Origin of the sequence: Pseudomonas sp. P5_152, from assembly GCF_033989915.1 — a bacterium.
Classification (GTDB): domain Bacteria; phylum Pseudomonadota; class Gammaproteobacteria; order Pseudomonadales; family Pseudomonadaceae; genus Aquipseudomonas.
Window position 1 is genome coordinate 749,624 of the sequence record NZ_JASFAH010000002.1, and the last position, 26,320, is coordinate 775,943.

General features: G+C 61.0%; 21 protein-coding genes, 1 tRNA gene and 1 pseudogene. 7 read left to right on the forward strand and 16 right to left on the reverse strand.

What is annotated here, in order from left to right; genetic code table 11:
- Positions 1-318 precede the first annotated feature (318 nt).
- From QMK50_RS03240 to QMK50_RS03265, 6 genes and pseudogenes are all read right to left on the reverse strand, one after another.
- The gene (locus QMK50_RS03240; protein WP_320332528.1) at positions 319-2,520 is read right to left on the reverse strand and encodes a lipase family protein; all 2,202 of its coding nucleotides are present in this window, start codon (positions 2,518-2,520) and stop codon (positions 319-321) included.
- Between the two features lie 12 nt (positions 2,521-2,532).
- Complete coding sequence (locus tag QMK50_RS03245; protein WP_320332529.1) at positions 2,533-3,321, reverse strand: hypothetical protein; 789 nt, start codon at positions 3,319-3,321, stop codon at positions 2,533-2,535.
- Positions 3,318-4,175 (reverse strand): DUF4123 domain-containing protein, encoded by an 858-nt coding sequence (locus tag QMK50_RS03250; protein WP_320332530.1) that lies wholly within the window; start codon positions 4,173-4,175, stop codon positions 3,318-3,320. The genes QMK50_RS03245 and QMK50_RS03250 overlap by 4 nt, the downstream gene beginning before the upstream one ends.
- Complete coding sequence (locus tag QMK50_RS03255) at positions 4,172-4,567, reverse strand: hypothetical protein (RefSeq protein WP_320332531.1); 396 nt, start codon at positions 4,565-4,567, stop codon at positions 4,172-4,174. Before QMK50_RS03255 ends, QMK50_RS03250 begins: the two co-directional genes overlap by 4 nt.
- Positions 4,563-4,778, reverse strand: a pseudogene (locus QMK50_RS03260) (type VI secretion system tip protein VgrG); the annotation flags it as partial. The pseudogene QMK50_RS03260 and the gene QMK50_RS03255, both read right to left, overlap by 5 nt.
- A gap of 108 nt (positions 4,779-4,886) precedes the next feature.
- Complete coding sequence (locus QMK50_RS03265) at positions 4,887-5,405, reverse strand: Hcp family type VI secretion system effector (RefSeq protein ID WP_320332532.1); 519 nt, start codon at positions 5,403-5,405, stop codon at positions 4,887-4,889.
- A gap of 801 nt (positions 5,406-6,206) precedes the next feature.
- Between QMK50_RS03265 and QMK50_RS03270 the strand changes: the two genes are divergently transcribed.
- Together QMK50_RS03270 and QMK50_RS03275 are read left to right on the forward strand one after the other, a co-directional pair.
- On the forward strand, positions 6,207-6,470 hold the full coding sequence (locus QMK50_RS03270) for a hypothetical protein (protein ID WP_320332533.1): 264 nt from the start codon (positions 6,207-6,209) through the stop codon (positions 6,468-6,470).
- Positions 6,471-6,635: 165 nt separating this feature from the next.
- Entirely contained in the window at positions 6,636-7,271 is a 636-nt protein-coding gene (locus QMK50_RS03275; protein ID WP_095171621.1) for a DUF502 domain-containing protein, read from the forward strand.
- Between the two features lie 12 nt (positions 7,272-7,283).
- On the opposite strand, the gene QMK50_RS03280 is transcribed toward QMK50_RS03275, so the two are convergent.
- The 3 genes from QMK50_RS03280 to QMK50_RS03290 form a co-directional block, all read right to left on the reverse strand.
- Positions 7,284-7,850, reverse strand: coding sequence for a nucleotidyltransferase family protein (locus QMK50_RS03280; RefSeq protein ID WP_320332534.1), 567 nt, complete (start codon positions 7,848-7,850; stop codon positions 7,284-7,286).
- Positions 7,851-7,952: 102 nt separating this feature from the next.
- Entirely contained in the window at positions 7,953-12,338 is a 4,386-nt protein-coding gene (locus QMK50_RS03285; RefSeq protein WP_320332535.1) for a response regulator, read from the reverse strand.
- Between the two features lie 46 nt (positions 12,339-12,384).
- Positions 12,385-13,542 (reverse strand): two-component system response regulator, encoded by a 1,158-nt coding sequence (locus tag QMK50_RS03290; protein WP_159996723.1) that lies wholly within the window; start codon positions 13,540-13,542, stop codon positions 12,385-12,387.
- A gap of 255 nt (positions 13,543-13,797) precedes the next feature.
- On the opposite strand from QMK50_RS03290, the gene QMK50_RS03295 reads away from it, so the two are divergent.
- Together QMK50_RS03295 and QMK50_RS03300 are read left to right on the forward strand one after the other, a co-directional pair.
- Positions 13,798-15,282, forward strand: a complete 1,485-nt coding sequence (locus QMK50_RS03295) for a DUF3300 domain-containing protein (RefSeq protein WP_320332536.1) — start codon at positions 13,798-13,800, stop codon at positions 15,280-15,282.
- A 38-nt stretch (positions 15,283-15,320) separates the two neighbouring features.
- Positions 15,321-16,196 carry a DUF2950 domain-containing protein gene (locus QMK50_RS03300; RefSeq protein ID WP_320334488.1) on the forward strand — a complete coding sequence of 292 codons (876 nt, stop codon included), beginning with the start codon at positions 15,321-15,323 and terminating at the stop codon, positions 16,194-16,196.
- A 5-nt stretch (positions 16,197-16,201) separates the two neighbouring features.
- On the opposite strand, the gene QMK50_RS03305 is transcribed toward QMK50_RS03300, so the two are convergent.
- The 7 genes from QMK50_RS03305 to QMK50_RS03335 all read right to left on the reverse strand — a co-directional run bounded on the left by QMK50_RS03305 (position 16,202) and on the right by QMK50_RS03335 (position 21,960).
- Positions 16,202-16,840, reverse strand: coding sequence for a dihydrofolate reductase family protein (locus QMK50_RS03305; RefSeq protein WP_159996727.1), 639 nt, complete (start codon positions 16,838-16,840; stop codon positions 16,202-16,204).
- 43 nt (positions 16,841-16,883) lie between these two features.
- Positions 16,884-18,299, reverse strand: coding sequence for a DUF2252 domain-containing protein (locus QMK50_RS03310; RefSeq protein ID WP_413787289.1), 1,416 nt, complete (start codon positions 18,297-18,299; stop codon positions 16,884-16,886).
- A gap of 254 nt (positions 18,300-18,553) precedes the next feature.
- On the reverse strand, positions 18,554-18,838 hold the full coding sequence (locus QMK50_RS03315; protein ID WP_320332537.1) for a type II toxin-antitoxin system RelE/ParE family toxin: 285 nt from the start codon (positions 18,836-18,838) through the stop codon (positions 18,554-18,556).
- Positions 18,828-19,070, reverse strand: coding sequence for a CopG family ribbon-helix-helix protein (locus tag QMK50_RS03320; protein WP_095171606.1), 243 nt, complete (start codon positions 19,068-19,070; stop codon positions 18,828-18,830). Before QMK50_RS03320 ends, QMK50_RS03315 begins: the two co-directional genes overlap by 11 nt.
- A 153-nt stretch (positions 19,071-19,223) precedes the next feature.
- On the reverse strand, positions 19,224-21,227 hold the full coding sequence (locus QMK50_RS03325; protein ID WP_320332538.1) for a U32 family peptidase: 2,004 nt from the start codon (positions 21,225-21,227) through the stop codon (positions 19,224-19,226).
- A gap of 121 nt (positions 21,228-21,348) precedes the next feature.
- Complete coding sequence (locus tag QMK50_RS03330) at positions 21,349-21,729, reverse strand: RidA family protein (protein ID WP_095171602.1); 381 nt, start codon at positions 21,727-21,729, stop codon at positions 21,349-21,351.
- Positions 21,730-21,885: 156 nt separating this feature from the next.
- Positions 21,886-21,960: transfer RNA gene (locus QMK50_RS03335), tRNA-Gln, on the reverse strand.
- A 356-nt stretch (positions 21,961-22,316) separates the two neighbouring features.
- Here QMK50_RS03335 and QMK50_RS03340 point away from each other — a divergent pair.
- The 3 genes from QMK50_RS03340 to QMK50_RS03350 are packed head-to-tail and all read left to right on the forward strand — an operon-like array spanning position 22,317 to position 26,253.
- Complete coding sequence (locus QMK50_RS03340) at positions 22,317-23,690, forward strand: glutamine synthetase family protein (RefSeq protein WP_320332539.1); 1,374 nt, start codon at positions 22,317-22,319, stop codon at positions 23,688-23,690.
- Between the two features lie 7 nt (positions 23,691-23,697).
- Positions 23,698-25,089 (forward strand): aldehyde dehydrogenase family protein, encoded by a 1,392-nt coding sequence (locus tag QMK50_RS03345; protein ID WP_320332540.1) that lies wholly within the window; start codon positions 23,698-23,700, stop codon positions 25,087-25,089.
- Positions 25,090-25,092: 3 nt separating this feature from the next.
- Positions 25,093-26,253 (forward strand): iron-containing alcohol dehydrogenase, encoded by a 1,161-nt coding sequence (locus QMK50_RS03350; RefSeq protein WP_320332541.1) that lies wholly within the window; start codon positions 25,093-25,095, stop codon positions 26,251-26,253.
- Positions 26,254-26,320: the final 67 nt, after the last annotated feature.

Genomic DNA, 26,320 nt, shown 5'->3' on the forward strand with positions numbered 1-26,320 from the left:
CGAGTCACCAATTAACCCGGTATCTGTGCCGGCGCCCCTGCCTTGTCCCAATGATGGACCAGGTTTCGACTGGAAATACTAAGGTCCGTTTTCAGTTTGGAATCATCGTCCATCAAGCTACTTGAACTCGATCAGCACGACTACAAATTGAAGTAGGCGTATGTGAGGCACGCTACAGGAGTTGCCTATGATAACTACGGCTCAGGGAATCCCGTAGAAGCGCTAGCAGACGTTCTTGAAGGACTCCTGAAGCTTTAGATAACCTGCCGGATATCTTGCTGGCAACCATTTCGAAGCGTTGCCTGCTACCGTTCTGTTTCAGACGATTGAATCAATATCAAGTGTGTGTGGTGCGCCGATTGGGCGACCTAATATGGACGCGAATAATTCATGGTCGCTTTCTACTGCGGTGGGCGCCATGGCCAGTTGTTCAGCTACTCTGTTTTCAGGGTGGGCCTGCCAGCGAAGCAAGTTTTTTGCCAGTGCTTCGGCATCTTGTGAAAGCAAACCGTAGACCTTCGCTGCGTCAACCTTTTCCTTATGCACGGTCGCTAATCGGTCGCGGGTCTCTTGCACTTTATCGACCTCTCGGTTAAATGCATCAACTGCAGGTTCGTGGGTTTCACGATATTTGTCACCACGACCCCGTAAGTCATTGCGTTTACTGCGCAACTGGTCGGTAATTCGTGTCAGAGCACCATCTACGAAATCGAACTCACGGTCGGTGACCACCGAGCTCTTGAGCTTCAGCGATTCCTGCGCGCGCTTAAGAGCGGCCCAGCAGTTGGGAATATAGCCCCCCACCATTGAGTGATTGCCACCATGAAAAGCCTGAGAAATCAAACCGGGGCGGTTGGGGAGGCCATTGATTTGCTGGACAGCCAACGAGCAGGCGGCGTGCTGGGTAATGGTGTCGCAACCAGGCTCCCAGAGGATCGAAGATTTTTCTTTGCCTCCAAGCTCCACCGGAAAGAAGTGGCGCAACTTGCCGTGGTGCTCATAGGGTTCACCGCTCAGGTTGGTAATACCCGCAGCAAAAACTGCGAGCCCCGCTGGAACGTTTACGAAGGTTAAGGCTGCCCCTGTCGCATAGACCGAGGTCTTGGTGTTCATCCATGTTCCAGGCACGCTCGGCACTGGGTCGTTATGGTTGACCATGCGGTAATGCACTAAGTCAGCAGCCCCTTTTACAAAGGTAGCGTCAGCAGCTCTCGGGGCACCGTAGGTGTACAGCACGATGTCATAGTTGAAATCTTTTCTACGACGCAGCATCACTGAGAGCAGCAAGGTGATTGCCCCGCCCAAGCTGTGGCCGCAAATGATCAGCTTCTGGCCAGTGTAGAACTTCTCGAGATAATTGACCGTGAGCTCGTAGACTTTCAGTGCTGCCTCATAGACCCCTCGGTGAACTTTACCCTTATCCTTGCCTGTACCTTGCTCGAAGGGGACTTGGAGAGCATCGGCATCTCTCAGACCATCAGCAAACTTTTCGTTAGTGCCGCGTACGGAAATCAGGACCAACTCATCGTTATGAGTGATAAACGCTTGGGTGTCGGTATCAACTTTCTGGCCTCGATCATCAAGAAAATGAATGCTTTCGGGGGTTTCTTGGTCCGTGCCTAACGCAGGATCATTCGATGGATAGAGCTCTGGATCAAACGGCACTACTTCCAGACGCTTGGAGTACGGTACATCTTCGTATAGTGGGTAGTACGCCTTGGATTGGGCGGGGTCGGCTTTCCATATTTCATCGAACTTCCCCAGAGCATCACCAAACCAGTTACCCACGCTTGGTTTTTGCGGGAAACTTACTTTTTTGTCTCTGATCGGCGCCTTATCAGGCTCTTGACCAAAGGGGTTGTAGCTCAAGGTGGCCATAATGGCGAGCTGATACAGATTCAACGCACAGAACTGCGAGTCAGTGGAGAGCATCGGACGTAGGGCCCGTAAAGGGCGTACTTCCAGCACATTGTGCTTGTTGGGAAGCAGGCAGACACCGCGCTTGCCATGCTCGCGCATCAGCTTGGCCCATCCCTGATTGGGCGGGTAGTAGTTCTCGACTTCGGGCGGTAAATGCGCGACATGGTCGACCAAATGACGAACTTCGACTTGGCAGAAAAAATCTGCACAGGCTTGCGCGGGATTGCTTTGGGTACGCGAGCCATCGTTATGAAAATAACGCGTTTGCTCGGCGCGAACTTGGAGTTCGGTTATTGGCAGTGGGTAGTGTTTTCGCTGCTTTAAATCTTTATAGGGAATGGTTGTGCCGACATATTCACTTGCAAGAATTAATGCTATTGGGCCCGCAAAGTGGTTCTCAACTTCGCCTGTGCCAGTGGCGTCAAGTTTACCTTTGTATGTATGGCCCTCCGCATCAACAACCTCATAGGCAAGACCAGCGTAAGGTTGTCCTTCACCCATTTCATCAACTAACTGAAAACTGGACCATTTGCCTTGAGCAGGACAGGTAAACATACGGCTGTTTAGCGGGTGCTTCAGCTCTTCATCCAAAGTACTCATTGAGTGACGTCCTTATTCGGTACAGCCTGGGTAAATGGTACAGTCGCGGCCATCTGGCATTTTGAAGCTGCTGAAGTCTTTATAATTCCCATTACAGTAACCGCGTTGATCTTCGGGGCCTTCCCCTATGCAACGCTTCCAGCCATTAGGAACCTTGACCCAAGTGTCTCCCCAGCCGGGCTGTTCCTCATCAGCCAGCTTGATCTTCAACTTCACGGTTTTACCCGGTAGTTGATCCAAGGTGTAAGCTGCAATGGGGCGTCTCTTCGTCACCCTGCCTTGATCGTCAAATTTTTTGCAGTCCAGTCCTTTCGAGAGACGACGCTTTGGCCCTTGGGTACGGAACAGCCATTGGCACTGACCATTTATGGCACTTTCTCCAGCGGCATCAAACTCGCCCTTGTATTGCTCTTTCAGTTTTTCGTCCAGCTGCTCTCTAACAATCATCATTGCTGAATCTTTGCCGAAATCTCCACGGTCTTCCCCGTAAGCTCCGTAGATGCCAAGTTCTATGCGGTAGAGTGCCAGTCGGCAGCCCTCAACAACGCGATATAATGGTATTTCATAGTCGAGCCTGTATCTTTCTTTGTTATCTAGGCGCCACCTTTGATTGTAGCCGACATCGGTTTTTATAACCGTACAGGTCTCTTCCGGGGTGGGTGCGTATTTGGCTAGCGCTTCATAAGTGAAGTCTGATGGCAGATCAGCTGTAAGGTTAAAACTCTCCTGTTTCCCCGCGGCGCACCCGGCTGTAAAGACCATGCAGCCGCCCAAGAGCAGAGTTTTAAGTGTTTGTGTCATAGCGGGGCATCTCCTTGCCAAAATTGTGTTGCCTGATAAACCCGCTCGAAATGAGCTGCCGGTGTTTCATCAGGGCGGGCCTTCCAGCGCTCTGCAAAGTTACCGTCTGAGTCCTTTAAGCTCTGGATCAACAAGAACTCCAGTTGCTCCGGCGCTTGCCAACCCCAAGTGTCAGCCAAGGCCAACTGAGTGCTGAGCCATAGATCGGGGTCTTGCTGCTCAGCAATTAGAGCGTAGGCATCCAGATGTTCAGCCAACAAGTAGCGACGGGCATTGACCTCGCGTATGTGCGCGGACTGATCGCCCTCAACGGGAATCTCGCACCATGCAGGGCTTTCAGGAGCGGGGTGGTTACCCGGTGCGGGGTTACTGAGCGTTTCCCAGTGCTGACCTTGCCAGTAGCAGACGCTGATAATTGGCCCCAAGTACCCCGCAATAGCCTCAGTGGCTAAGTGTTTCAGTGCGCGGGTCAATACTCGGTTGTCATGGAAACGATAGAGCGCCTGATACGGTCTCGTCCCGACAATCAGACGTTCACGCCAATGTTTGACCAGCTCCTGTAACCCTGCCTCAAGTGGAATACTGGCAAGCCATCCCCAGTTTCTTTCAGGGGCCTTGAGCAACTCGTTCAGTTGTCCGTCTTCCGGATTTTCGATCAGAAACATGAAGGGCCCTGCATCCGCCAGGTCTGCGACCGGTGTCTCGCTGTACACACTGCAATACTGGTCAGCGTCTTGAGAATCCAGCAGAGCCTGACGTGTTTGGCGTTCGTCCTCAGAGTCCAGAATCAGGCACAAAGAATGTCCGAATTGGTGTTGTTCGATCATCCATTGTTGAGGAGACATGTTGGTCATGCTGTAGCTCCTTCAATCAGACAAACACCATTTTTGCAGGCCTCGCAGATCGGGCAGAAATCAGGGCTTTTAACTTTCGAGATGGCCATCAGGGCGTACTGGGAAGGGGCAATCATAGGCGGGAGCGCGGCAGGAGCTATTAGCGCAGTCAATGCCCCCGGCAATATTGGATTGGCCGCAGTTCCTCCTATTGGGGCGCCACCTATTTGAATCTCGGTACTGCTGAAAATACCGCCAGGGCCAATCACGATATGCTGGCCACCGCCTTTCAAGGTGATGCTGGCCCCTGCGTCCAGGATCAGATGAGCGCCGGCCTTGAGGTGGACTTGTTGACCAGCCTCGATTACCACCGTTTGCCCTACACGGGTGTGGCTGCTGCTAGCTACGCCCATGAATACCTTCCCCATTCAGACCAAACTGGAGAAAAGCCGGCTGACTGAGCAGGCTCTCCAGATCGAAATCAGGGGACTCACTGACGAGTTCAATCTGGATCGCATACAAGCTGCTGATGGCTTCAGTGCCCTTGAAGGCCAGCACCTTGAAATCGTTACGAACAGAGGGGATCAGTAACGTGAAGTGCGCAGCATTGGCCGGCGCGAACATACGCTTATCCTTAGCTGAGAGAGGAGACAAAACGCGACGCCCACCTTAGGCGTAATAAACGGCATCAACCGTTAGAAACGGTCGATGCCGCGAAACAGCTAGTCAGTTTCAGCCTGCGACTGGGGTGCGCCAGTCATCAGAACCAGAGGTGCCAGACACTTCGTGGGTCCAGGTGATTTTGCGGTAGGTGAACTCAACGTCTTCCAGATGCGTGAAGTGCGAGTTCGCCGGGTCCTGGCAGTTATGCATGTAGTCCTTGATATCAACGATGATCGCGTCTTCGAGCTTGGTGGTGTAGTAGTGCTCTTGAGTACCCGCTGCCGAGGTGCGATACCACTGGATGGTGATCTCAGTCAGGCGCTCGCCGGAAGTCAGTGCTGCCAGCAGCAGCGGCGAGGACTTGTCAAACACTTTGGTGATTTTGACAGGCTTGTGAACGCGTTGGCCGGTCGGTTGGCCCGATTGCGGATCGCGAGGAATGATCACTTCGTGGTTGAAGCCCTGAACCATGACCTGGCCTTCATGACCTTCCTGGTAAGTGTTGCCGACCGAGTCAGCGGTGAAGGCACCGGCGGTGATCAGGCCCTGTTTGGTACCCGTGATAGACATATATGCTGGCGTAGCCATGGATGCTCTCCTTGCTGAGAATATAGGGACCCACAGGCATGTTTGCGCTGCAGGTTCCAAAACAATCATCAAGGTTTATGCCAACAATATTAAATTCCTTATTTATCAACGGCATTGATTTAAAGCCGTAGATTTGGCTAGCGCCTAACATAGAAATTATCAATAAAAGTGCGCAAGAAGTTGCGCAATGCTGCGCAACTTCTTGCGCACTTGCCTGTGAATGTTTAAGTGCGTGCGCTGTAGAGGTTTATTCACAGGGTTATCCACATTTCAGTGTGCAACTTATGGCGCATAATAGCAGTTTGGTGCTACGCGCTTCAGTATCCATAAATATCAATCGCACGGGAAATTTCCACGTGTATTTCCAGACGAATCCTACACCTTTGTCTGTGGCGACGAGTGTAAGGGGCCCATAAAATATTTTTTCCGACCACTTTTTCCCGATTCTGTTGAAAAAGTCGGTCAGCCCAAACTGCCTGATCATTGACTGGTGAAAACGCCTTTTTTGCACGCTGCTACGTGAAATCCGAGTCCGGAAGCCCCTGCCAAAAGTAAAGATTTCAATCTCGGACGCGTACTTTTCTGATGCGCAAACCATGGCCGACTTTTTCAACAGAATCGACCGTTTCCCGCCCACCACGACAAACGGAAACCCCCCACCTTGTACAACCCCCCATCTCGTCCTATCGTTAAATCCCTCAGAGCACCTTTAAATTCACGCGGCCCAACAGCCCCAGTTAACCGCGTGTGATACAGAGATCGGGGCAAGCACTGATTAGATTCAGTGCGAGGAGAATGCTCATGATCCGCAAGTACTATCTAACCGCCCTCACCGCCCTGGCCCTTGCAGTTGGCGGCTCCTGGGTGCCGACACTGGCTTTCGCTACCGATCAGGCTGACCAGCGGCAGGAGTCGCGCGATACCAAGCAGGAGGGGCGTGATGCTTCTCGGGAGACCAAGGAGGCCTGCAAGGAAGGTGACGAAAAGAGTCGCGCCAATTGCCGTCAGGACAAGCGCGATACCAAGCAAGACACGCGCGACACTGCGCGGGACATCAAGTACTGATTGCGTAGATCTCACCCCCGCACTTCGCTGTGGGGCCAGGACAGGTTGATCCTTCGGTTATGTTGGAGCTGCGCGGCGTGTTGATTGGAGCGCCGCGCACAACAACTGCAGGGGGCGATCAAGGGGCGCGGCCCTATTCCGCCAATCCCGACAGGGGCAGTGCATATGAAGACGGCGCTCGGATACTTCGCCAAACGGGTACTTGCTGGTCTGCTGGTTATCGTCCCGATTTACCTCGCGATCCTGGTGCTGCTCAAGGGCATGAAGTCGCTGGGACAACTGGTGCGACCCTTCTCCCAACTGTTGCCGGAATGGCTGCCTGCCGAGCAGTTGTTATCGTTGATCCTGGTGTTGTTGATCTGCTTTTTCATTGGCGCCGCCCTGCGTACCGGTTTGGGCGAGCGCACCCGTGCGCGGGCAGAACGGGCGGTGTTTGAAAAAATCCCCGGCTACAGCCTGTTCCGCAGCCTGACCCAGCAAGTGGCGGGTGATAGCCGGCAAAACGTCTGGAAGCCGGCCTTGGTCGAAATCGAAGATGCGCTGGTCCCGGCGTTCATCATTGAAGTGTTCGAGGACGGCCGCTATACGATCTTCGTCCCTTCGGTGCCCACGCCATTGGCCGGCGCCATCTATGTGCTGGAAGCAAGCCGCGTGCATCCGCTGGATGTGTCCTTCACTGATGCCTTCAAGGTCATCAGCAAATGGGGTTTGGGTGCCAAGGATCTGGTGGCGGCCATGGAAGCCGGGGCCAAGCGGCCTGAGGTTCCAGTGGTCGCCAGCAAGGTTGATGCAGCACCTTGATTCGCCTCGTTCTCAAGAGCAGTAATCCACAACCTTCAGCCAAGGCCAGCGCTGCTGGTAACTCTGTGCCTTCTGGGCAAACAACTCGGGCTTGGGGTTCTTCCGGTTGATCCGCAGTAGCCCCTGCTGCGTGTCGGCCAGGCCATGGGGGGCGTAGAGTTCGCCGGTGGTGATGTCCAGGCCGATGCAGGTACCGGCGATCAGGTAGCGGTCGACGCCGTCCCGGGTTGAGTGCAATTGCGGATAGTCGCTGCCGAATCGCTGGCGGTACCACAGGTGGACGCGGGCCTGGTTCTTCAATTCGATGTTGACGTCGAGGTCCTGGAACAGTTGGCGGCCGGCCTGGATGACCTGGTCTTCGGCTTCCCAGGACAGGTCTGGGCCGAAGTAGAAGATGTCATAGTCCTTTACGCCCCAGTCCAGGGGGCGTTGGGCCTGTTGGTTCCAGATGGCCTGGAACAGGCAGCCGGCGGTGAGCATGCATTGGTCCAGGCCGAGTGCGGGCAGGCGGGCGGTGATGAGTGCGTTGACTGGGTTGGCCAGTGCGACCTCGAGCAGGGTTTTGGCCGTTAGTGTCATGTTGATCCTTTTTGGGTGGGGCTCCGGGGTGCTGAGGATAGCTTAGCGTTGGGGGGTGTGGATTATAGTGATTTGGCGCCCTGCTCTATCTCCGTCAGTTGGTCAGGACAGGTTTTCCAGGAGCTCCAGGGCTTGGTCGAAGTCGTAGGATTGGGCTTGTTGCATCACTTGATTTAACTGTTCGGCCACTCGTGGGCCTGATGCCAGTCCTTGCAGGGTGTGCAAGGCGCTCAGGGCTTGGGCGTCGCTTTCGGCCAGTAGGTCGCGGACGTGGGCCAGTTGGGTGTGCCATTCGCTGTCCAGTGGGGGGACGTCGATTACCGGTGCCTCGTTTAGCTGCGACAAGCCGGCCAGCAGCGGGGTCAGGTGCTGTTCGACGGCCGCCAGGCGTTCGGCCAGGTCCGGTTCGCTGGCGCCTTGCAGGCACGCTTGCTCCAGGGCACCGGCGGCTTGGGCCAGGGCGGTGGCGCCGATGTTGCCGGCGGTGCCGCGCAAGGTGTGGGCGAGTCTGGCTGGCGCCGCTGGATCGGCCTGGGTTCGCGCGCTGCGGAATTGGCCGTCAAAGCCTTGTTGGCTGGCGTTGAATTTACCCAGCAGGCGCAGGTAGAGGTCGGTCTTGCCCATGCAGGTGGCGAGGCCGGCGTGCAGGTCGATCCCGGGCAGGCTGGCGGGCAGGCTGCTGGTCGTTGCATTGGCCGCGGCCACCTCGGCGGCAGGGGCGCCGCGCCCTGGACGTGGGTGTATCCACTTGGCCAGGGTGGCGAACATGTCGTCAATGTTCAGCGGTTTGCTGATGTGGTCGTTCATGCCGCAGGCCAGCGCCCGCTCGCGGTCGCCCGCCATGGCGTCGGCGGTCATGGCGATCACCGGCAGGTCGGCCCAGCGCGGCTGCTCGCGGATTTTGCCGGTGGCGGTGTAGCCGTCCATCACTGGCATCTGGCAGTCCATCAGCACGCCGTCGAAGTCTGAGTCGCGCTGCAATTGCTCCAGCGCCTCGGCGCCGTGGACGGCCAGGCACAGTTCGATCCCGGCGCTCTCGAGCAACTCACACGCCAGCTCGCGGTTCAGTTCGTTGTCTTCCACCAGCAGCACCCGCGCGCCACGCAGGCTGGCAATGGCGCTGGCGCTTTGGCCGGAGCGCTCGTTGGCCCGGGTGTCGACCTGGGGCGCCTTGCCGAGAACCGTGCCCAGCGCTTCGAGCAAGGTCGAGGGGGTCACCGGCTTGGTCAGCACCACCGGCAATTGAATACCGTGGCGGCTGGCTTCTTCGCGGGCTTCTTCGCGGCCAAAGGCGGTGACCATGATCACCGACGGAGTTTGTGCCAGTTGGGCGGCATGCATCTGCAGCACCGTCTCCACGCCATCCATGCCGGGCATGCGCCAGTCCATCAGCACCAGGTCGTAGGGCAGCATCCGGGCTTCGGCGTCCACCAGCTTGGCCAGGGCCGTCCGGCCGCTCTGCGCGACATCGACTTCGACACCAAAACTGCGAGCCATGGTCGAGAGGATTTCCCGCGCGCTGGCGTTGTCATCGACCACCAACACCCGGCAGCCGAGCAATTCCTCGGCGGTCAGCATGCGCCGCACATGGCTCTCGCGCTGCAGCCCCAGGCTGACCTCGAAGTGAAAGGTCGAGCCCTGGCCCGGCTCGCTCTCGACCCATATCTCGCCGCCCATCAGTTCCACCAGATGCCGGGAAATCGCCAGGCCCAGGCCGGTACCGCCGTATTTGCGGGTGGTGGAACTGTCTGCCTGACTGAAGGGCTGGAACAGGCGCGAGCACTGTTCGGTACTCATGCCGATGCCGCTGTCCCGCACCCAGAAATGCAGCTGCGCCTGGCCTTCCTCACCACCGCGCTGCTCCACGCCGAGCACGATTTCGCCCTGCTCGGTGAACTTGGTCGCGTTATTGCCCAGGTTGACCAGCACCTGGCCGAGGCGCAACGGATCGCCGATCAACCCGGTGGGCAGTTCGGCGGCGATGCTGAACAGCAGTTCCAGGCCTTTGTCCTCGGCCTTGAGGCCAATCATGTTGGCGAAGCCGTCGAGCACGTCTTCGAGATGGAAGGGAATCTGTTCCAGGTGCATCTTGCCAGCCTCGATCCGGGAGAAGTCGAGGATATCGTTGATGATCCCCAGCAGGCTTTCCGCCGAGCGATGGACCTTTTCGATGTAGTTGCGCTGGCGATGGTCGAGCTCGGTGCGCAAGGCCAGGTGGCTCATGCCGATGATGGCGTTCATCGGGGTGCGGATCTCGTGGCTCATGGTCGCCAGGAAGTCGCTCTTGGCCCGGGTCGCCTCCTCTGCCGTCTCGCGCGCGCGCTGCACCTGGGCCTCGGCGATCTTGCGATCGGTGATATCGAAGTACCAGTTGGCCCCCATGCCCCGCTCCCCCTGGGTCAGGGTGACGCTCGACACCAGCACCTCGAAACGCTCACCGTCGGTGCGCTGCAGGCTGGCCTCGAAGTTGAGCACCGCCCCTTGCGCCACCTCGGCGAGAAACCGTTGATGGGCCTCGGGCTCGACCCAGAATTGGCTCAGGTCGCTGCCCTGCAGTTGCCCAAGCTGGCTGGCGAACAAGCGGTCGAATTGCGGATTGCTGTAGGTCGGGCGGCCATCGGCGTCTTTGATCAGCATGGCCACCGGGCTGCTGTCGAGGACCGCGCGCAACTGGATCTCGCTGGCCTTGAGCGCCGCCTGCAGTTGCCGGCGCTCGCTGACATCGCGTACCGAGGCGCACACACACATGCCGCTCCCTTCCAGGCTGGGCAAGCGTGACAGACTGATCTCGGCGGAAAACAGGCTGCCGTCCTTGCGCACGCCTTGCAGGTCTTCGAGGTTGGCGCCCATCTGCCGGGTGTCGCCGTGGCCGATGAAACCGTCGCGCAGCGCCACGTGACGGCCGCGACTGGCCAGCGGCACCAGACGCTCGATGGCCGCGCCGATCAGCTCGCCGGGGGCGTAGCCGAACAGTTGATCCAGCTGACGGTTGGTCCTCAGGATGTGCCCGCCATCGTCCACTACCAGCATGCCATCGGGTGCCGCTTCGATGATGCCGCGATACCAGGCTTCGGTGGCGCGCAGTGCCCCTTGCTGGGTTTCCAGCGCCTGGGCCTGGGCCTCCAGTTGCAGCGCCTGTTGCGCCACTTCGCTGGCCTGGCGCCGGGTTTGCGCCAACAGGGTCTTGACCGCCTGGTTGCGCTCCATGATCGCCATCGCGGCGGCCAGTCGTGGCGTGGCCTCCTGCAACAGTAGCCATTCACGCTCGTCCAAAGGCTGCAGGCTGGCCAGCTCGAATACCCCCAGCAGGCGCTCGCCATGCACGATCGGTTGCAGCAACAGGCAACTGGCCGCTACCTCGCCCAGCGGCGAGTGCAACCGCCAGTACTGTTGCGGCAACGCCTGCAACTGCCGCACCTGGCGATCCAGCGCACACTGACCCAACAGGCCGTCGCCGAATGGCACCTGGTCCTTGGGTGGGTGCTCGGAATCGGTGGCATAACCGCCCATCAGCTGCAGCGTGGCGGCGTCTTCCTGGGCGCTGTACAGCACCGCCTGGCAGATGCCGTGCAGGCCCGCGATGTGCAGCAGGAATACCTGCGCCAGTTCGTCCGGGGTGTCGGCCTGCTGCAGGTCGATCTGCAATTGGGCGATATGGCCCTTGATCCAGCGCTGGCGCTCCAGTTGCTGGGACTCGGTCTGCAGTTGGGCGATGGCCCGCGCCAGGTCCCCGGTTTCATTGTTCAGGTCGGTGTGGGGGATCGGCTGGTCGAGCTGTCCGGCGGCCAACTGATCGACCGCCACCCGTACCCGATTCAACGGATTGCGGATCGACTGGCTGGCCAGCCACGACAGCAACAACGCCAACGACAGGCCACCGAACAGCAGGGTGTAGGTCAGCAAGGTGCTGCGTTCGGCGTACTCGACTATGCCCTTGGCCGTGTCGCGAATCGAGGCTTCCTTGATTTGCGCAATACCGTACAAATGACTGTCGGCCTGCCGGGCGATCCTCTGAAACTCGCTGCTGTTAAGCAGCAATAGCGCCTGACTCTGCCGACCCTGGTCGATCAACACAAAAGCCTGTTCGCTGTAGCGCTGCAACTGTTGCAGCATCAGGTCGATCTCGGCCAGGCGCGCGAGGTTCTCCGGGCGCTTAAGGGTGACCTTGGCCTGGGCCAGGGCCAATTGCAGGCGTTGCCGGTTGTCAGCCAACTGCTGCAGGGCTTCGACGCGGATCTGCGCACTGTCGGTGCCCACCGCCCGCTGCAGGGTTTGCATCAAATGGGGCAGTTGCACCCGCGCTTCATGCAGGTACTCCATGCCGACCAGTTCCTGCAGATAGAGGTTTTGCATGTCCTGCTTCAGCGATTGCTGAGTGCGCAGGCTTTGCACGCCGAGCACCAGCACCAACAGCAGCAGCGCGGCGAATCCCAGGAGCAGTTTGTGCAGCAGCGCGAGACGCTCGAGCAGGGTGCGAAATCCAGCCATTACCTATCCTCGTGGACCTGATCGAAAAAGCCCCGCACGCGCGGGTTCAAGGCGTCTGCCCGCTGCGTTGCAGGGCCGCCAACTGCACGGCCATGTCCTGGTCGGTATCGGCGAAACGCTGGGCGATCTCCTGGAACTGTTCACAGCAGGCCAGGAAGGCATCGCAGATGTCCGGGTCGAAGTGGCTGCCGCGCCCCTGAGTGATGATCTCGACAGCCTGCTCATGGGGCATCCCCGCCTTATACACACGCCGGCTTATGAGCGCGTCATAGACGTCGGCCACTGCCATCAACCGGGCGCTGATGGGGATAGCGTCCGCCACCAGCCCCTGGGGGTAACCGCTGCCATCCCATTTTTCCTGGTGGCTGTAGGCGATCTCCTTGGCCAGGCTGAGGAACTCGGCGCGTATGCCCAACTGGTCCTCGGCGCGCTGGATGGCGTCACGCCCAAGGGTGGTGTGGCTCTTCATGATCTCGAATTCCTCTGCGCTAAAGCGTCCCGGCTTGAGCAGGATATGGTCGGGAATGCCGACCTTGCCAATGTCGTGCAGGGGCGCCGACTTGAACAGCAACTCGATGGTCGCCACGCTGAGAAAGTGCCGGAAACGCGGGTGATCCTGCAGATGTTCGGCCAGCACCTTGACGTAGTGCTGGGTGCGGCGGATGTGGTTGCCGGTTTCGTTGTCGCGCGTCTCCGCCAGGGAGGCCATGGCCTGGATCGCTACGTCCTGGATAGCGACCACCTCGCGGGTGCGACGCTGCACTTCCTGTTCGAGGTAGTCGTTGTGATCACGCAGGAAGTCGGCCGCCGCCTTCAGCTTGAGCTGGGTGTCGACCCGCGCCAGCACCAGTGCCGGCCTGATCGGCTTGGTGATGTAGTCGACCGCGCCCAGTTCCAGGCCATGGATCTCGTCCTCGGTGCCGGCCATGGCGGTGAGGAAAATGATCGGAATCTCGCGGGTATGAGGATCGTCCTTGAGTCGCCTGGCCACTTCATGCCCGGACAGCCCAGGCATCATCACGTCCAGCAGGATCAGGTCCGGCAGCGAGTCACCCTGGAGCAGGCGCAAGGCTTTTTCCCCGCTATTGGCGACCTTGACCCGATAGCGATCCTTGAGCAGGTCGGTCATCAGCAACAGGTTATCGGGCGTGTCGTCGACCACCAGCAAGGTCGCACGGGTGTAATGACTCGGTTGGCTATTCATCGCAGGCCGCTCCCTCGCCAGACATTGGCATCCCCAGGCGGCATTTCCAGCCTGGCGCTGGAAAGCGTAGTTGCAGTTTTGCGCACTTGCCGAACCGTTGCGTGCGGAAAAGAACGGGAGTTTCCTGGCAGTTTTTTAACCTTTGCTACTATTAGCGAACGGCATCGACACCGACGCCTGCGGCTTGCACAGTCGGCTGACACTTCCCTGGTTTTGAATCACCCCTCTCAACCTGCCTGAGCCCATGGAGTTGCAATGCGCATTCCATTAATTTACGCGTTCTCAGCCGTCCTTTTTGTCAGTGCAGCGGCCAGCCAGGCACAAAGCGTAGCGCCGGCCGCCACTCCACCCGCCAGCACCACTGCGCCAGCGCCGGTCACGGCAGCGGCCAAGGACCCGGTGTTTACCCAGGAACAGCTCGACCAGATGCTGGCGCCTATTGCCCTGTATCCCGACCCCCTGCTGGCCCAACTGCTGATGGCCAGCACCTACCCCGGGGAAATCGCCGAGGCGGTGACCTGGTCCAAGGCCCACCCGGACGCCAAGGGCGATGACGCGGTCAAGCAGGTGGCGAGCCAGCCGTGGGACCCGAGCGTGCAGGCGCTGGTCGCGTTTCCCCAGGTCATGGTCACGCTGGGCCAGGATCCGGTCTGGGTCCAACGCCTGGGGGATGCCTTCCTGGCGCAGCCCGACGACGTCATGGAAGGCGTGCAACGCTTGCGCCGCCAGGCGCAAACCGCCGGTAACCTGCAGAGCAACCAGTACCAGAACGTCACGGTCCAGGCCGCTGCCCCGGCTCCAGCCGCCAGCTCCAGCAGTTCGGCGCCCGCCCCGGCCAGCAGCACCTCGACCATCATCATCCAGCCCGCCGACCCGCAGGTGGTGTACGTACCCACCTACAACCCGACCACCACCTACGGCACCTGGCCCTACCCGGCCTCGCCACCGGCCTACTATCCGCCGCCGCCCGCCTATTACCCGGGTTCGGCGCTGATGGCCGGGTTGGCGTTCGGCACCGGCGTGGCGATCGTCGGGGCGTTGTGGGGCGAATGTGACTGGGACGACAACGATATCGACATCGACGTCGATCGCTACAACAACATCAATGCCAACAACCGCATCAGCAACAATCAGAACAAGTGGCAGCACAACTCCGCGCACCGCAATGGCGTGCCCTATCGCGACAACCGCAGCCGCCAGCAATACGGTCGCCAACTGGACGGTGCCACTCAGCGTGAGGCCTACCGCGGGGACAACGCCCAGCGCGCCCAGGCTCGGGAAAACGCCCGTAGCTCGATGGACAAGCACGGTATCGAACGCCCCGCCACCAGCAACCGCGAAGCCCGGGACCGGGTGCGCGAAGCCCAGTCCGGTGCCTCGGCGGGCAACCGCATGCAAGCGAGTAACGAGCGGCCACGGACCACGGACCGCAGCCAGGGCACGCCCCGGACCACCCGCGACAATCAGCAGCCGCGCCAGCACAACCCGCAGGTCAACCAGCGCGACCAGCGCCCCGCGCAGGCGCGCCAAACCACACAAAAACGCCCGGCCGCCACTCAGGGCGCGACGCGCAACAATGCCTTCGCCGGCGCGCGCTCACCGTCCCAGGTCAATGCCCAGGCCAATCGTGGCCGTGCCAGCCAAGTCTCCGCGCAGCGCCCGAGCGCCTCGCGAGCCGCTGGCCATCAAATCAGTCGACCATCCAGCGCACCCGCGCGCCAACGGGGGAGCCGTCGTTGAATAACCATCCTCGCAGCAAGCCACTCACCGGCCGGCTCCTGCACGCCCTGGGGCTGACTGTCGGCCTGGCCTGGTCGTGCCTGGCCAGCGCCCAGCAGGAATTTGCCACGCCTGAACAGGCCGCCCAGTCGTTCGTCGAAGCGTTGGGCAGCAAACACGCCGACCACGAGCGCCTGACGGCGTTGCTGGGCAATGAGTGGCGTAGTTTCATCCCGCGTGAAGGTGCCGAACGCCAGGATGTCGATGCGTTCATCAAGCAGTACCACGAACAGCATCAGATCGAGCAAACCAGCGACGGCAAGGCGCTGCTGTCGGTCGGCAGCAACCACTGGACGCTGCCGATCCCCCTGGTCAAAAGCGCCAACGGTTGGCGCTTCGACATCAAGGCCGGCGGCGCCGAAGTCCGGGCCCGGCGCATAGGCCGCAACGAACTCTCTGCGGTACAGGCGGCGCTGGCCTATCACGATGCGCAGATGGAATATGCCTCAATCGACCGTGACGGCGATGGTGCCCTGGAGTATGCGCAAAACCTCTTCAGCCACCCGGGCCTGCATGACGGGCTCTATTGGGCAGACGACGACAGCGGCCAGATCAGCCCGCTGGGCCCCTCCTTCGGCAAGACCGTTGCCGGCGAGGATTGGCACGGTTATCACTTCCGCATCCTGCATGGCCAGGGACCCTCGGCCCCGGGCGGTGCCTACAGCTACCTGATCGGCGACAAGATGAGCCGGGGGTTTGCCCTGATCGCCTGGCCGGCAAAATACGCCGACACCGGGGTGATGAGCTTCATGATCAGCCATGAAGGCCAGGTGTTCGAAAAAGACCTGGGACCGGACAGCGAGAAGCTGGCCCAGGGGATGACCGTCTTTGACCCGGATGACAGCTGGAAGGAAGTCGGGCCGGACCAAGAGTAACGCGCTTAGCCGCCTGGGCCGGGCTCGTCAAAGGTTCCCGTGCGCACCTCACCGCAGTACACATAACGGGTCAGCAGCACGCCGCCGGGGGTGCTGCTGGACTCCACCAGGGTGAAAGCCGCCGCTTGGGCGCTGTGGTCGAACAGGCGCTTGCCCTTGCCCAGCAGGATCGGAAATATCATCAGCCGCAGTTCGTCCACCAGGCCTGCCACCAGCAGTTGGCGCACCAGATCACCACTGCCCTGGGTCAACAGTTGAGCGCCCTGCTCCTGCTTGAGCGCGCGTATCGACTCCGTCAGGTTGCCCTGCAATCCATGGCTGTTGTGCCAGGCCAGGGTCTCGGGGTGATGGGTGGCTACATGTTTGGGCACGCTGTTGAACAGCTCGGCGATAGTGCGGTGATCGGCATCGGCCTGGCTGTACTGCGGCCAATAGGCCGCGAAGATGTCGTAGGTCCGGCGCCCCAGCAGCAATTCGAACGGCTGGGAAAACAGTGCCTGTATCGCCAGGCCGGAAACCGGGTCGGCATAAGGCACGATCCAGCCGCCATAGCGGAAGCCGCCGCAGGTATCTTCCTGTGGCCCGCCGGGGGCTTGCATCACCCCATCCAGGCTGATGAACGCGGCAACGATAAGTTTGCGCATGGTTATCTCCTGCTCGGGCCTGGTGCGACATCAGCGCCGCGCCTCACTCCTCTTCTCGCAACGCGATGATCCGCCCGGATTTTTCGGCGGCCAGCAGCGTGCCATGGTCGGCGGCATTCTGATCGGCATAGGCGATGGCAAATTTGCCGATGGCCTGGTCGAAGGAGTCGGTCTTGCCCAAGTAACCACTGATGAGCGCCGCATCGCCGGATTTGGCGTGGGCGCGGGCCAGGGTCAGGCCGCACCACTGGGCGTACATTTTCATCCGCGCGGCGGATACGCCTTCAATCGGCGCGGACATTTTCATGTCACGCAACTGCCGGACAAAAAAACAGCGACCGTTCTGGCTGCGGGTCCAGCCCAGGAAGATATCGCTGGAGGACTGCATCAGGCGCTGCCCGGTGACCACTCGCTGACCGTGGTTGTCGTAGTTGCTCTTGCCGGCATAGGGCGCCAGGACCGAGGGACAGGCCTCCTTGAACTGCAGGAGCAACGGGTGATTTTCCGCGGAAAAGAACAGGCCGACAAAACAGTAGGTACCGACGCTCCCGATGCCCACCGCCTTGACCGCAATGTCTTCCAGGCGGTAACGATCGAACAGCACGCGCCGCTCATGGGGCAGTGACAGCCGATAGTCCTGCAGCGTCAGTTGGACGTTGCGCATGAAACCCTTTTCATACACATGAAACAGGATCGGCGGTTGATCGATCAGGCGCCGGCGCCCGCCGACTTCACCGCTGATCTTGGGGTAGAGGTAATCGCCGACCCGCATCCGGGCCTTGGCGACCACTTGCTCGCGGATTTTCTTGATCTGCGCATTGGGCGCCATGTCGATGATCGTTTGCGCGTCCAGGCAGTCGTACCAGACGTCCATCGGGTTCATCCTGGAAAACCTGCGCAGGTGCTCGCGGTAGGCGCCCACGCAACCGGCGGCAATGGCTCGCGCTTCTTTGTCGCCGAGGTCGTTGTCGCGCGCGGCCACGGCAAAGCTGATCGCCAGGCGTTTGACATCCCACTCCCAGGGCGCGGGCAGGGTTTCGTCAAAGTCGTTGATGTCGAAAATCAGGTTGCGCTCGGGGGTGGCGAACAAGCCGAAGTTCATCAGGTGGCAATCGCCGCAGGCCTGGACCTGGATGCCGGTCGTCGGGGTAGCCGCCAGGTCATGGGCCATCAACCCGGCAGAGCCGCGCAAGAAGGTGAAAGGGCTGCGCAGCATGCGGCCGTAGCGCACCGGCACCAGGTTGGGCAGTCGATAGCGGTTGGATTCTTCGAGCAGCTCGATGGCGTTACGCTGCTTGCGGGCGGGCTTCCACTGGGCGTGTTGGCCATGGGGCAGACGCTCGCGCAATAACGCACCGGCGTACAGCCGCTCCTTGCGCGACTGAAAGACTCGTTCGTCACCGGTGTCATCCGACGGCTCTGGATTGCCGGCGGCAGGCCTGCTTTTTGGCGGGGGCATGTGCCCTCCTACGCTCAACGAAGTCTGATTCGCTTGGGCACAGGACCTGATAATTCGACTGTTCCATCAGCCCGCAGAAGACAGGTGCGGCGGTAGGCTAGAAAGCGCCAAAGCTAATGGTTCAAGCGTAGCAGCTCTTATCCTGGGTGCTGCATAGCGGGGACGCAATCAACAGATAACACTCTAGGATGGGCAGGATTACTTGAGCGCGGTAGCGACGAAGGAGTGACGAGACGGATCAGATTTCGCCAACATCACCACTCGGAACGTGGGCGCTGTCGTGTGTGGAATACGCCAAGAACTTGAAGGCGTTCATCGCGTATTCGATAGGGAATGAGATAGGACCAGTTGGGCACAGCCCATTCACGTGTGTTTTTGACCCGGCCTTCACGGCCCATGGCTGGAAACCGGGCCAGTTTTTCTACACTGGCGAAGACAGCATCGGAAAAGTCGTTGGCAGCCTTGGGATTTTCAAGGGCAATGTAGCTAGCTTCGTCTTCCAGGTTCTTCAGGGCTCTTTCCAGCCACTCAACCCGCACTACGGCTCCAGCGACGAGCACGCATCGCTGCTACCTGGTCCTCAGTGGCAAATTTGCCCTCGTCGGCTTCTTTTACCGCCAATTCGATCTGTGCAGTCAGCGCACGCTCATGCGCGATGTAATCGCGAAGAACGTCCATCGCGAGATAGCTCGCGCTTTGCCCGTTGGTCTTGGCCAGATCGGCGAGGGAGTTTGATAGGTCTTCCGGCAGGATCAGGGATATCCCGGTCATGGCAACCTCGATGGTGGATATTTGTTGGGCATCTTACACCGTCAACTGCTGACTTGGAGCAGCAGGCCGCCGAGAGGTGTATCTCGAAGTGAACCTGCCCCTTCTTTGCCCGACAGGCGAACGCGACGCCTTGGCATCGCGTGCGCCCGGCATTCAGTGCGGGGCGCGGACGATGGTCTTGAGCAGGTCCGCCGGGCTGATGTGCCCGACTACCTGCTGTTGCACGCCACTGCCCGGCTGCGGCAGGTCGAGGATGTGGCCCTTGATCTTGCCGACCACGTGCATCTCGCAGGGTTTGCAGTCGAACTTCAGGGTCAGCACTTCGTCGCCGTGGATCAGTTGCATCGGCGCGACCTTGGTGCGCACGCCGGTGACGCCCTTGGCCTGTTTCGGGCACAGGTTGAAGGAGAACCGCAGGCAGTGCTTGGTGATCATCACCGGCACCTCGCCGGTCTCCTCGTGGGCCTCGAAGGCCGCGTCGATCAGCTTGACCCCATGGCGATGATAGAAGTCCCGGGCTTTCTGGTTGTAGACGTTGGCCAGGAACGACAGGTGGGACTCCGGGTACACCGGCGGCGGACTGGTCTCGGCTTTGCGTCCACCCCTGGGATGGGCCTCGACCCGGGCTGCGGTCAGGGCTTCGATGACGTCGCGGCGCACCGCCTTGAGCTGGGAGTTGGGGATGAAGTAGGCCTGGGGCGCATCCAGCTTGATCGCTGCGGCGTGATACTGGGTGGTGCCCAGTTGACCGAGCAGATCGCGCAGTTGCTCCAGGGCCTGCTCGGGTTTGTTGGCGACGCCGAACGGGCCTTCAAGGGCGACGCTGGCACTGATGCCCTCCTCGCTGGTGGCCGTCAGCTCCAGGCGCTCTTCACGCAGCTGCACGTGCCAGTCAACGCCCACCCGGCGTTCGGCGGAGGTCTTGAGCAGGGCTTGCTGCCAGTTGTGGTCGAGATTGCGATTGAGCGGGTGATTTGGCCGGGCCTTGTACAAGTCCGCCGGCATCTCGTTGGGCTCGACGCGATAGCGGTAGCGCTTCTCGCCGTCTTCCTCGAACTCGCCCTTGGCCTCGGCGATGTTGGCTCGAAAGCCCACCACTTCACGCTTGATCAGCACGTTGAGGCCGTCGCCGTTGGACAGCGGCTCTTGCGTGACCACTTGCAAATCGCGCTTGCCGACTTTTTCGACGATGCCCACCGGCAGGCCGGTAAAGGTCGGCGTGTCGAAGGCGCCAATGTCGATCTTGCGGTCACTGACGAAGTAGTCGGTGCTGCCACGGTGGAAAGTCTTTTCCGGGTCCGGCAGGAAGAAGTGCGCGGTGCGGCCGCTGGAAGCGCGGGCCAGGTCCGGACGGTCTTCGAGCACATCATCCAGGCGCTGGCGGTAGTAGGCCGTGATGTTCTTCACGTAGCCCATGTCCTTGTAGCGCCCCTCGATCTTGAACGAGCGCACGCCGGCTTCCACCAGGGCGCGGATGTTGGCGCTCTGGTTGTTGTCCTTCATCGACAGCAAATGCTTCTCGAAGGCGACCACACGACCCTGGTCGTCCTTGAGGGTATACGGCAGGCGGCAGGCCTGGGAGCAGTCGCCCCGGTTGGCGCTGCGGCCGTTCTGCGCATGGGAAATGTTGCACTGGCCGGAAAAGGCCACGCACAAGGCGCCATGGATGAAGAACTCGATCGCCGCGTCAGTCTCGTCGGCAATCGCGCGGATCTCCTGCAGGTTCAGCTCGCGCGCCAGCACCAGCTGGGAGAAGCCGGCCTGGTCGAGGAACTTGGCCCGGGCCAGGGTGCGGATGTCGGTCTGGGTGCTGGCGTGCAGCTCGATCGGCGGAATATCCAGCTCCATCACCCCCAGGTCCTGGACGATCAGCGCGTCGACGCCGGCATCGTAGAGCTGATGGATCAGCTTGCGCGCCGGCTCCAGCTCGTTGTCGTGCAGGATGGTGTTGATGGTGGTGAACACCCGGGCATGGTAGCGCCGGGCAAATTCCACCAGGCCGGCGATTTCGCTCACTTCGTTGCAGGCGTTATGCCGCGCACCGAAGCTCGGTCCACCGATGTACACGGCGTCGGCGCCATGCAGAATGGCCTCGCGGGCAATGGCGACATCGCGGGCGGGGCTGAGTAATTCCAGATGATGTTTAGGCAGGGACATATTTTTTTAGTCGACTTGTCACGGTAGGTGCGCATTGTAGCGGCGAATCGCCGGAGCGGCACCCGTGTGCTGCCAGGTGGCGGCCGTTGCCTGGGCAAGGCCGCCGTCCGAGCCCGTCGACTCAGGCCTTGGCGGCCATCGCGGTGACTTCCACACGCATCCCTTCAACCGCCAGGGCGGCCACGCCCACGGCGGCGCGGACTGGCCATGGCTTGGCGAAGAAGCGCTGGTACACCTGGTTGAAGGCGGCGCGGTCGGCCATGTCGGTGAGGTAGATGGTCAGGTGCAGCACCCGGTCCATGGAACTGCCGGCCTTCTCCAGCGCGACTTTCAGCGCCTGCAAGGTGCACTCGCTCTGCAACTCGATATCACCCAGCTCCAGGCTGCCATCGGCGCGAGTAGGAATCTGGGTGGAAACCAGCAGGCCAGCGAAACCGGCAACGTCGGAAGAGATCGAATCGGCGTCCGGATCGGGGATGAAGGTCAGGTCTTGGTTAGCCATGGGTGCTCCTGCTTGAGGGGGAAAAAGTCCCGCAGTCTACCGCCCCATCGCGCCCACGCTGAGTGATCCGCTGGAAAAAAATCCCAGGCACGGAAAAACCCGCGTCACGACCCAGGCCGGCGCAGCAGATTTTACGAGACAGATTGCTTTGGAAAATGGCAGGGGCGGCTGGATTCGAACCAACGCATGGCAGGATCAAAACCTGCTGCCTTACCGCTTGGCGACGCCCCTGCAGATGTAGCGACGAGTGCTGGGCACTCACTTGCTGAACCCTTGCACGACTGACGACCCGGTAAAGGCCAGTGCAAGAATGCGCGGAAATTTACCAAGTTTGTTCGAACCTGGGAAGCTTTTTTTTAACAAATTTGTTTGAAAACAGCTACTTGCTCATAAGTAATGGCCATGAGCGGCGTTCCCGGGCAGTTTTTTCCAGCTTTTGCTCGGCCAGACTTGCGCTTGGCGACAGTAAGCTAAGCTTTGAGCAGCTCATTGCACACGATGCTCATGCTGCAGGTTTTGGGGTTTTCTGGAGAGCGTCTGCAACGACTGATCAGACTGCCCTCCTCCTTGCCGCAGGATTTGCCGTGATGACCGAGCCCCTCCTAAGCTTCGAAGCACTCAAGCGCGCCGCTGCCAATGGCGAAATCGATACCGTGCTGGTGTGCATGGTCGACATGCAGGGGCGCCTGGTGGGCAAGCGCTTCCAGGTCGAGTTTTTCATCGACAGCGGCCACGAGGAAACCCACTGCTGCAATTACCTGTTGGCCGACGACATCGACATGGAGCCGGTGCCCGGGTACGCGGCCGCCAGCTGGAGCAAAGGCTACGGTGACTTTGTGCTCAAACCCGACATGAGCACCCTGCGCCGCGTGCCGTGGCTGGAATGCACGGCCCTGGTGCTGTGCGACGTACTCGACCATCACCACCGCCAGGACCTGCCCCACAGCCCGCGGGCGATCCTCAAGAAACAGGTCGAACGCCTGCGCCAGCGCGGCTACACCGGCATGTTCGCCTCGGAACTGGAGTTCTACCTGTTCGACGAGAGCTACGAGGCCATCCACCAGCGCAACTACCACCAGTCAAAAACCGCCGGGCACTACATCGAGGACTACAACATCCTGCAGACCACCCGCGAGGAACCGGTACTGCGGGCGATCCGCAAGCACCTGCAGGCCTCGGGCATTCCCGTGGAGAACTCCAAGGGTGAATGGGGCCCGGGGCAGGAAGAGATCAACATCCGCTACGCCGATGCCCTGACCATGGCCGACCACCACGTCATCATCAAGCACGCCTGCAAGGAGATCGCCCAACTGCAAGGCAAGGCGATCACCTTCATGGCCAAGTGGCGCTACGACGCCGCCGGCTCCAGCAGCCACATCCACAATTCGCTGTGGGACAAAAACGGCAAGAAGCCGCTGTTCTTCGAAGCCAAGGCCGAGTTCGGCATGTCAAAACTGATGCGTGCCTGGGTGGCCGGGCAGCTCAAGTACGCCAACGACATCACCTGTTTTCTTGCGCCCTACATCAACTCCTATAAGCGCTTCCAGGCCGGCACCTTTGCGCCCACGCGTGCCGTCTGGAGCCTGGACAACCGTACCGCCGGCTTTCGCCTGTGCGCCGAGGGCAGCAAATCCATCCGTATCGAATGCCGGATCGGCGGCGCCGACCTCAATCCCTACCTGGCCTTCGCCGCCCTGATCGCCGCAGGCCTGGCCGGGATCGACGAGCAACTCGAGCTGGCCGCGCCCTTCGAGGGCGATGCCTATGTCGACAGTCATTTGCCGGAAGTCTCCAAGACCCTGCGCGAGGCCTGCGCCGCGCTCAAGGGCTCGGGCATGTTGCGCGAAGCGTTCGGTGACGACGTGATCGACCATTACGTGCACACCGCCGAATGGGAGCAGAAAGAGTACGACCGGCGCATTACCGACTGGGAATTGCAGCGCGGCTTCGAGCGCTATTGAGACCGCCATGACTTCGACCATCCAACTGATTTCCCCGGTCGACGGCCGGGTCTACGCCGAGCGTCAGCGCGCCGATGCCGGGCAGATCGAGCAGGCCCTGGCGAGCGCCGCCAGCGCCCAGGCACTGTGGAAGCGCCGCTCGCTAGACGAGCGTGCGGCGTTGTGCAGCGCCGCCGTGGACGCGATGCTGGCGATGCAGGCCGAGATCGTCCCGGAGCTGGCCTGGCAGATGGGCCGTCCGGTGCGTTTTGGCGCGGGCGAGCTGCGCGGCTTTGCCGAACGGGCCCGGCACATGATCGCGCTGGCACCGCAGGCATTGGCGGCGGTCGAGCCGGAACCGAGCGCCGGGTTTCGCCGTTGGATCAGTCGCGAGCCGCTAGGTACGGTGCTGGTGGTAGCGCCGTGGAACTACCCCTACCTGACCGCCGTGAATAGCATTATTCCGGCGCTGATGGCGGGCAACAGCGTGATCCTCAAACACGCCTCGCAAACCCTGCTGGTGGGCGAGCGTTTCGCCGAGGCCTTTCGCCGCGCCAACCTGCCCGAAGGGCTGTTCCACAACCTGCTGCTCAGCCACCTGGATACCGCGCAGATGATCGCTGGCGGCCAGGTCCAGCGGGTCAACTTCACCGGCTCCGTGGGCGGCGGCAAGGACATGCAACGGGCGGCCGTCGACGGTTTCCTCGGCGTCGGCCTGGAGCTCGGCGGCAAGGACCCGGCCTACGTTCGCGCAGACGCCAACCTCGACCACGCGGTGGAGAACCTGGTGGATGGCAGCTTTTTCAACTCCGGGCAAAGCTGTTGCGCTGTCGAGCGCATTTATGTCGCCGCCAGCCTCTTCCCCGCCTTCGTCGAACGGTTTGTCGCCCTGACCCGCCAGTACGTGCTGGGCAACCCGCTGGACCCAGCCACCACGCTGGGTCCGATGGTCACCCCCCAAGCCGCGGACCTGGTCCGTGGACAAATCGCCCAGGCCCTGGCCCAGGGTGCCCGGGCCTTGATCAAGCCCGAAGATTTTCCCGCCGACGTGCCAGGCAGTGCTTACCTCGCGCCCCAGGTCCTGGTGGATGTCAGCCATCGGATGGCGCTGATGCGCGACGAAAGTTTTGGCCCGGTGGTGGGCATCATGCCGGTGCGCAACGACGAAGAAGCCCTCGCCCTGATCAACGACAGCGAGTTTGGCCTCAGCGCCTCGCTCTGGACCCAGGACCTGGCCGCTGCCGAACAGTTGGGCAACGCGATCGACACCGGCACCCTGTTCATGAACCGCTGCGATTACCTGGACCCGGCCCTGGCCTGGACCGGGGTGAAAAACAGCGGGCGCGGCGTCACCCTGTCGAGCCTGGGCTATGAACACCTGACCCGCGCCAAATCCTTTCATCTGCGCCACGAGATCTGAACCATGAGCCTGACGGGAAACTGGAACTACCCCACCAGCGTGCGCTTCGGTGTCGGGCGCATTGCCGAGCTGGCCGATGTCTGTCGCAGCCAGGGCATCCAGCGCCCATTGCTGGTCACCGACAGCGGCCTGGCACGGGCACCGATCACGGTGGCGGTAGTCGACGCCCTGCGCGCCGCCGGCCTCGGCGTGGCGCTGTTCAGCGACCTCAAGCCCAACCCGGTGGAAGCCAACCTGGCGGGTGGGTTGCAGGCCTGGCGCACCGGCCAGCACGACGGGGTGATTGCCTTCGGCGGCGGCAGCGGCCTGGACATGGGCAAGCTCATCGCCTTCATGAGCGGTCAGAGCCGGCCGGTCTGGGACTTCGAAGACATCGGCGACTACTGGACCCGCGCCGACGACAGCCGCATCGCCCCAATCATTGCCGTCCCCACCACCGCCGGGACTGGCTCCGAAGTCGGCCGGGCCGCGGTGATCATCGATGAACGCAGCCACACCAAGCGCATCATTTTCCACCCGAAAATGCTCCCGCGGGTGGTCATCAGCGACCCGGCCCTGAGTGTTGGCATGCCGGCCAAGATCACCGCTGGCACCGGCATGGATGCGTTTGCCCACTGCCTGGAAGCCTACTGCGCCCCCGGTTTCCACCCGATGGCCGACGGCATTGCAGTAGAAGGCATACGCCTGGTGGCCGGGGCCCTGGTCCGTGCCGTGCGCACCCCCGCCGACCTCGAAGCCCGCGCCAACATGCTCGCGGCCGCCGCCATGGGCGCCACAGCCTTCCAGAAAGGCCTGGGCGGCATGCACGCACTGTCGCATCCGGTGGGGGCGCTGTACGACACCCACCACGGCATGACCAACGCCACTTTCATGCCCTATGTCCTGGCGTTCAACCGCCCGGCCATCGAGGAGCGCATCACCCGCCTGGCGGCCTACCTGGGCCTGCCCGCTCCCGGGTTCGACAGCTTCCTGGCCTTCGTCCTCAAGTTGCGCAAGGACATCGACGTGCCCCATACCCTGGTTGAACTGGGGGTGGACGATCGCCAGGCTGGACTGATCGCCGACATGGCCGTGGTCGACCCCTGCGCAGGAGGCAATCCGCTGCCCCTGACCCGCGAGGGTGCGGCGCAGATATTTGCCGCGGCCTATCACGGTCGCCTCTAGAGCAGTCACCTGGCCATGGCCCGACCACGGGCCGGGACAGGGTTTACCCAGCAGTGACAGGAGCAGT

Coding starts and splice junctions, on each gene's coding strand:
- QMK50_RS03240 (WP_320332528.1), bottom strand. CDS start 2,520: ATGAGTACTTTGGATGAAGAGCTGAAGCACCCGCTAAACAGCCGTATG.
- QMK50_RS03245 (WP_320332529.1), bottom strand. CDS start 3,321: ATGACACAAACACTTAAAACTCTGCTCTTGGGCGGCTGCATGGTCTTT.
- QMK50_RS03250 (WP_320332530.1), bottom strand. CDS start 4,175: ATGACCAACATGTCTCCTCAACAATGGATGATCGAACAACACCAATTC.
- QMK50_RS03255 (WP_320332531.1), bottom strand. CDS start 4,567: ATGGGCGTAGCTAGCAGCAGCCACACCCGTGTAGGGCAAACGGTGGTA.
- QMK50_RS03265 (WP_320332532.1), bottom strand. CDS start 5,405: ATGGCTACGCCAGCATATATGTCTATCACGGGTACCAAACAGGGCCTG.
- QMK50_RS03270 (WP_320332533.1), top strand. CDS start 6,207: ATGATCCGCAAGTACTATCTAACCGCCCTCACCGCCCTGGCCCTTGCA.
- QMK50_RS03275 (WP_095171621.1), top strand. CDS start 6,636: ATGAAGACGGCGCTCGGATACTTCGCCAAACGGGTACTTGCTGGTCTG.
- QMK50_RS03280 (WP_320332534.1), bottom strand. CDS start 7,850: ATGACACTAACGGCCAAAACCCTGCTCGAGGTCGCACTGGCCAACCCA.
- QMK50_RS03285 (WP_320332535.1), bottom strand. CDS start 12,338: ATGGCTGGATTTCGCACCCTGCTCGAGCGTCTCGCGCTGCTGCACAAA.
- QMK50_RS03290 (WP_159996723.1), bottom strand. CDS start 13,542: ATGAATAGCCAACCGAGTCATTACACCCGTGCGACCTTGCTGGTGGTC.
- QMK50_RS03295 (WP_320332536.1), top strand. CDS start 13,798: ATGCGCATTCCATTAATTTACGCGTTCTCAGCCGTCCTTTTTGTCAGT.
- QMK50_RS03305 (WP_159996727.1), bottom strand. CDS start 16,840: ATGCGCAAACTTATCGTTGCCGCGTTCATCAGCCTGGATGGGGTGATG.
- QMK50_RS03310 (WP_413787289.1), bottom strand. CDS start 18,299: ATGCCCCCGCCAAAAAGCAGGCCTGCCGCCGGCAATCCAGAGCCGTCG.
- QMK50_RS03320 (WP_095171606.1), bottom strand. CDS start 19,070: ATGACCGGGATATCCCTGATCCTGCCGGAAGACCTATCAAACTCCCTC.
- QMK50_RS03325 (WP_320332538.1), bottom strand. CDS start 21,227: ATGTCCCTGCCTAAACATCATCTGGAATTACTCAGCCCCGCCCGCGAT.
- QMK50_RS03330 (WP_095171602.1), bottom strand. CDS start 21,729: ATGGCTAACCAAGACCTGACCTTCATCCCCGATCCGGACGCCGATTCG.
- QMK50_RS03340 (WP_320332539.1), top strand. CDS start 22,317: ATGACCGAGCCCCTCCTAAGCTTCGAAGCACTCAAGCGCGCCGCTGCC.
- QMK50_RS03345 (WP_320332540.1), top strand. CDS start 23,698: ATGACTTCGACCATCCAACTGATTTCCCCGGTCGACGGCCGGGTCTAC.
- QMK50_RS03350 (WP_320332541.1), top strand. CDS start 25,093: ATGAGCCTGACGGGAAACTGGAACTACCCCACCAGCGTGCGCTTCGGT.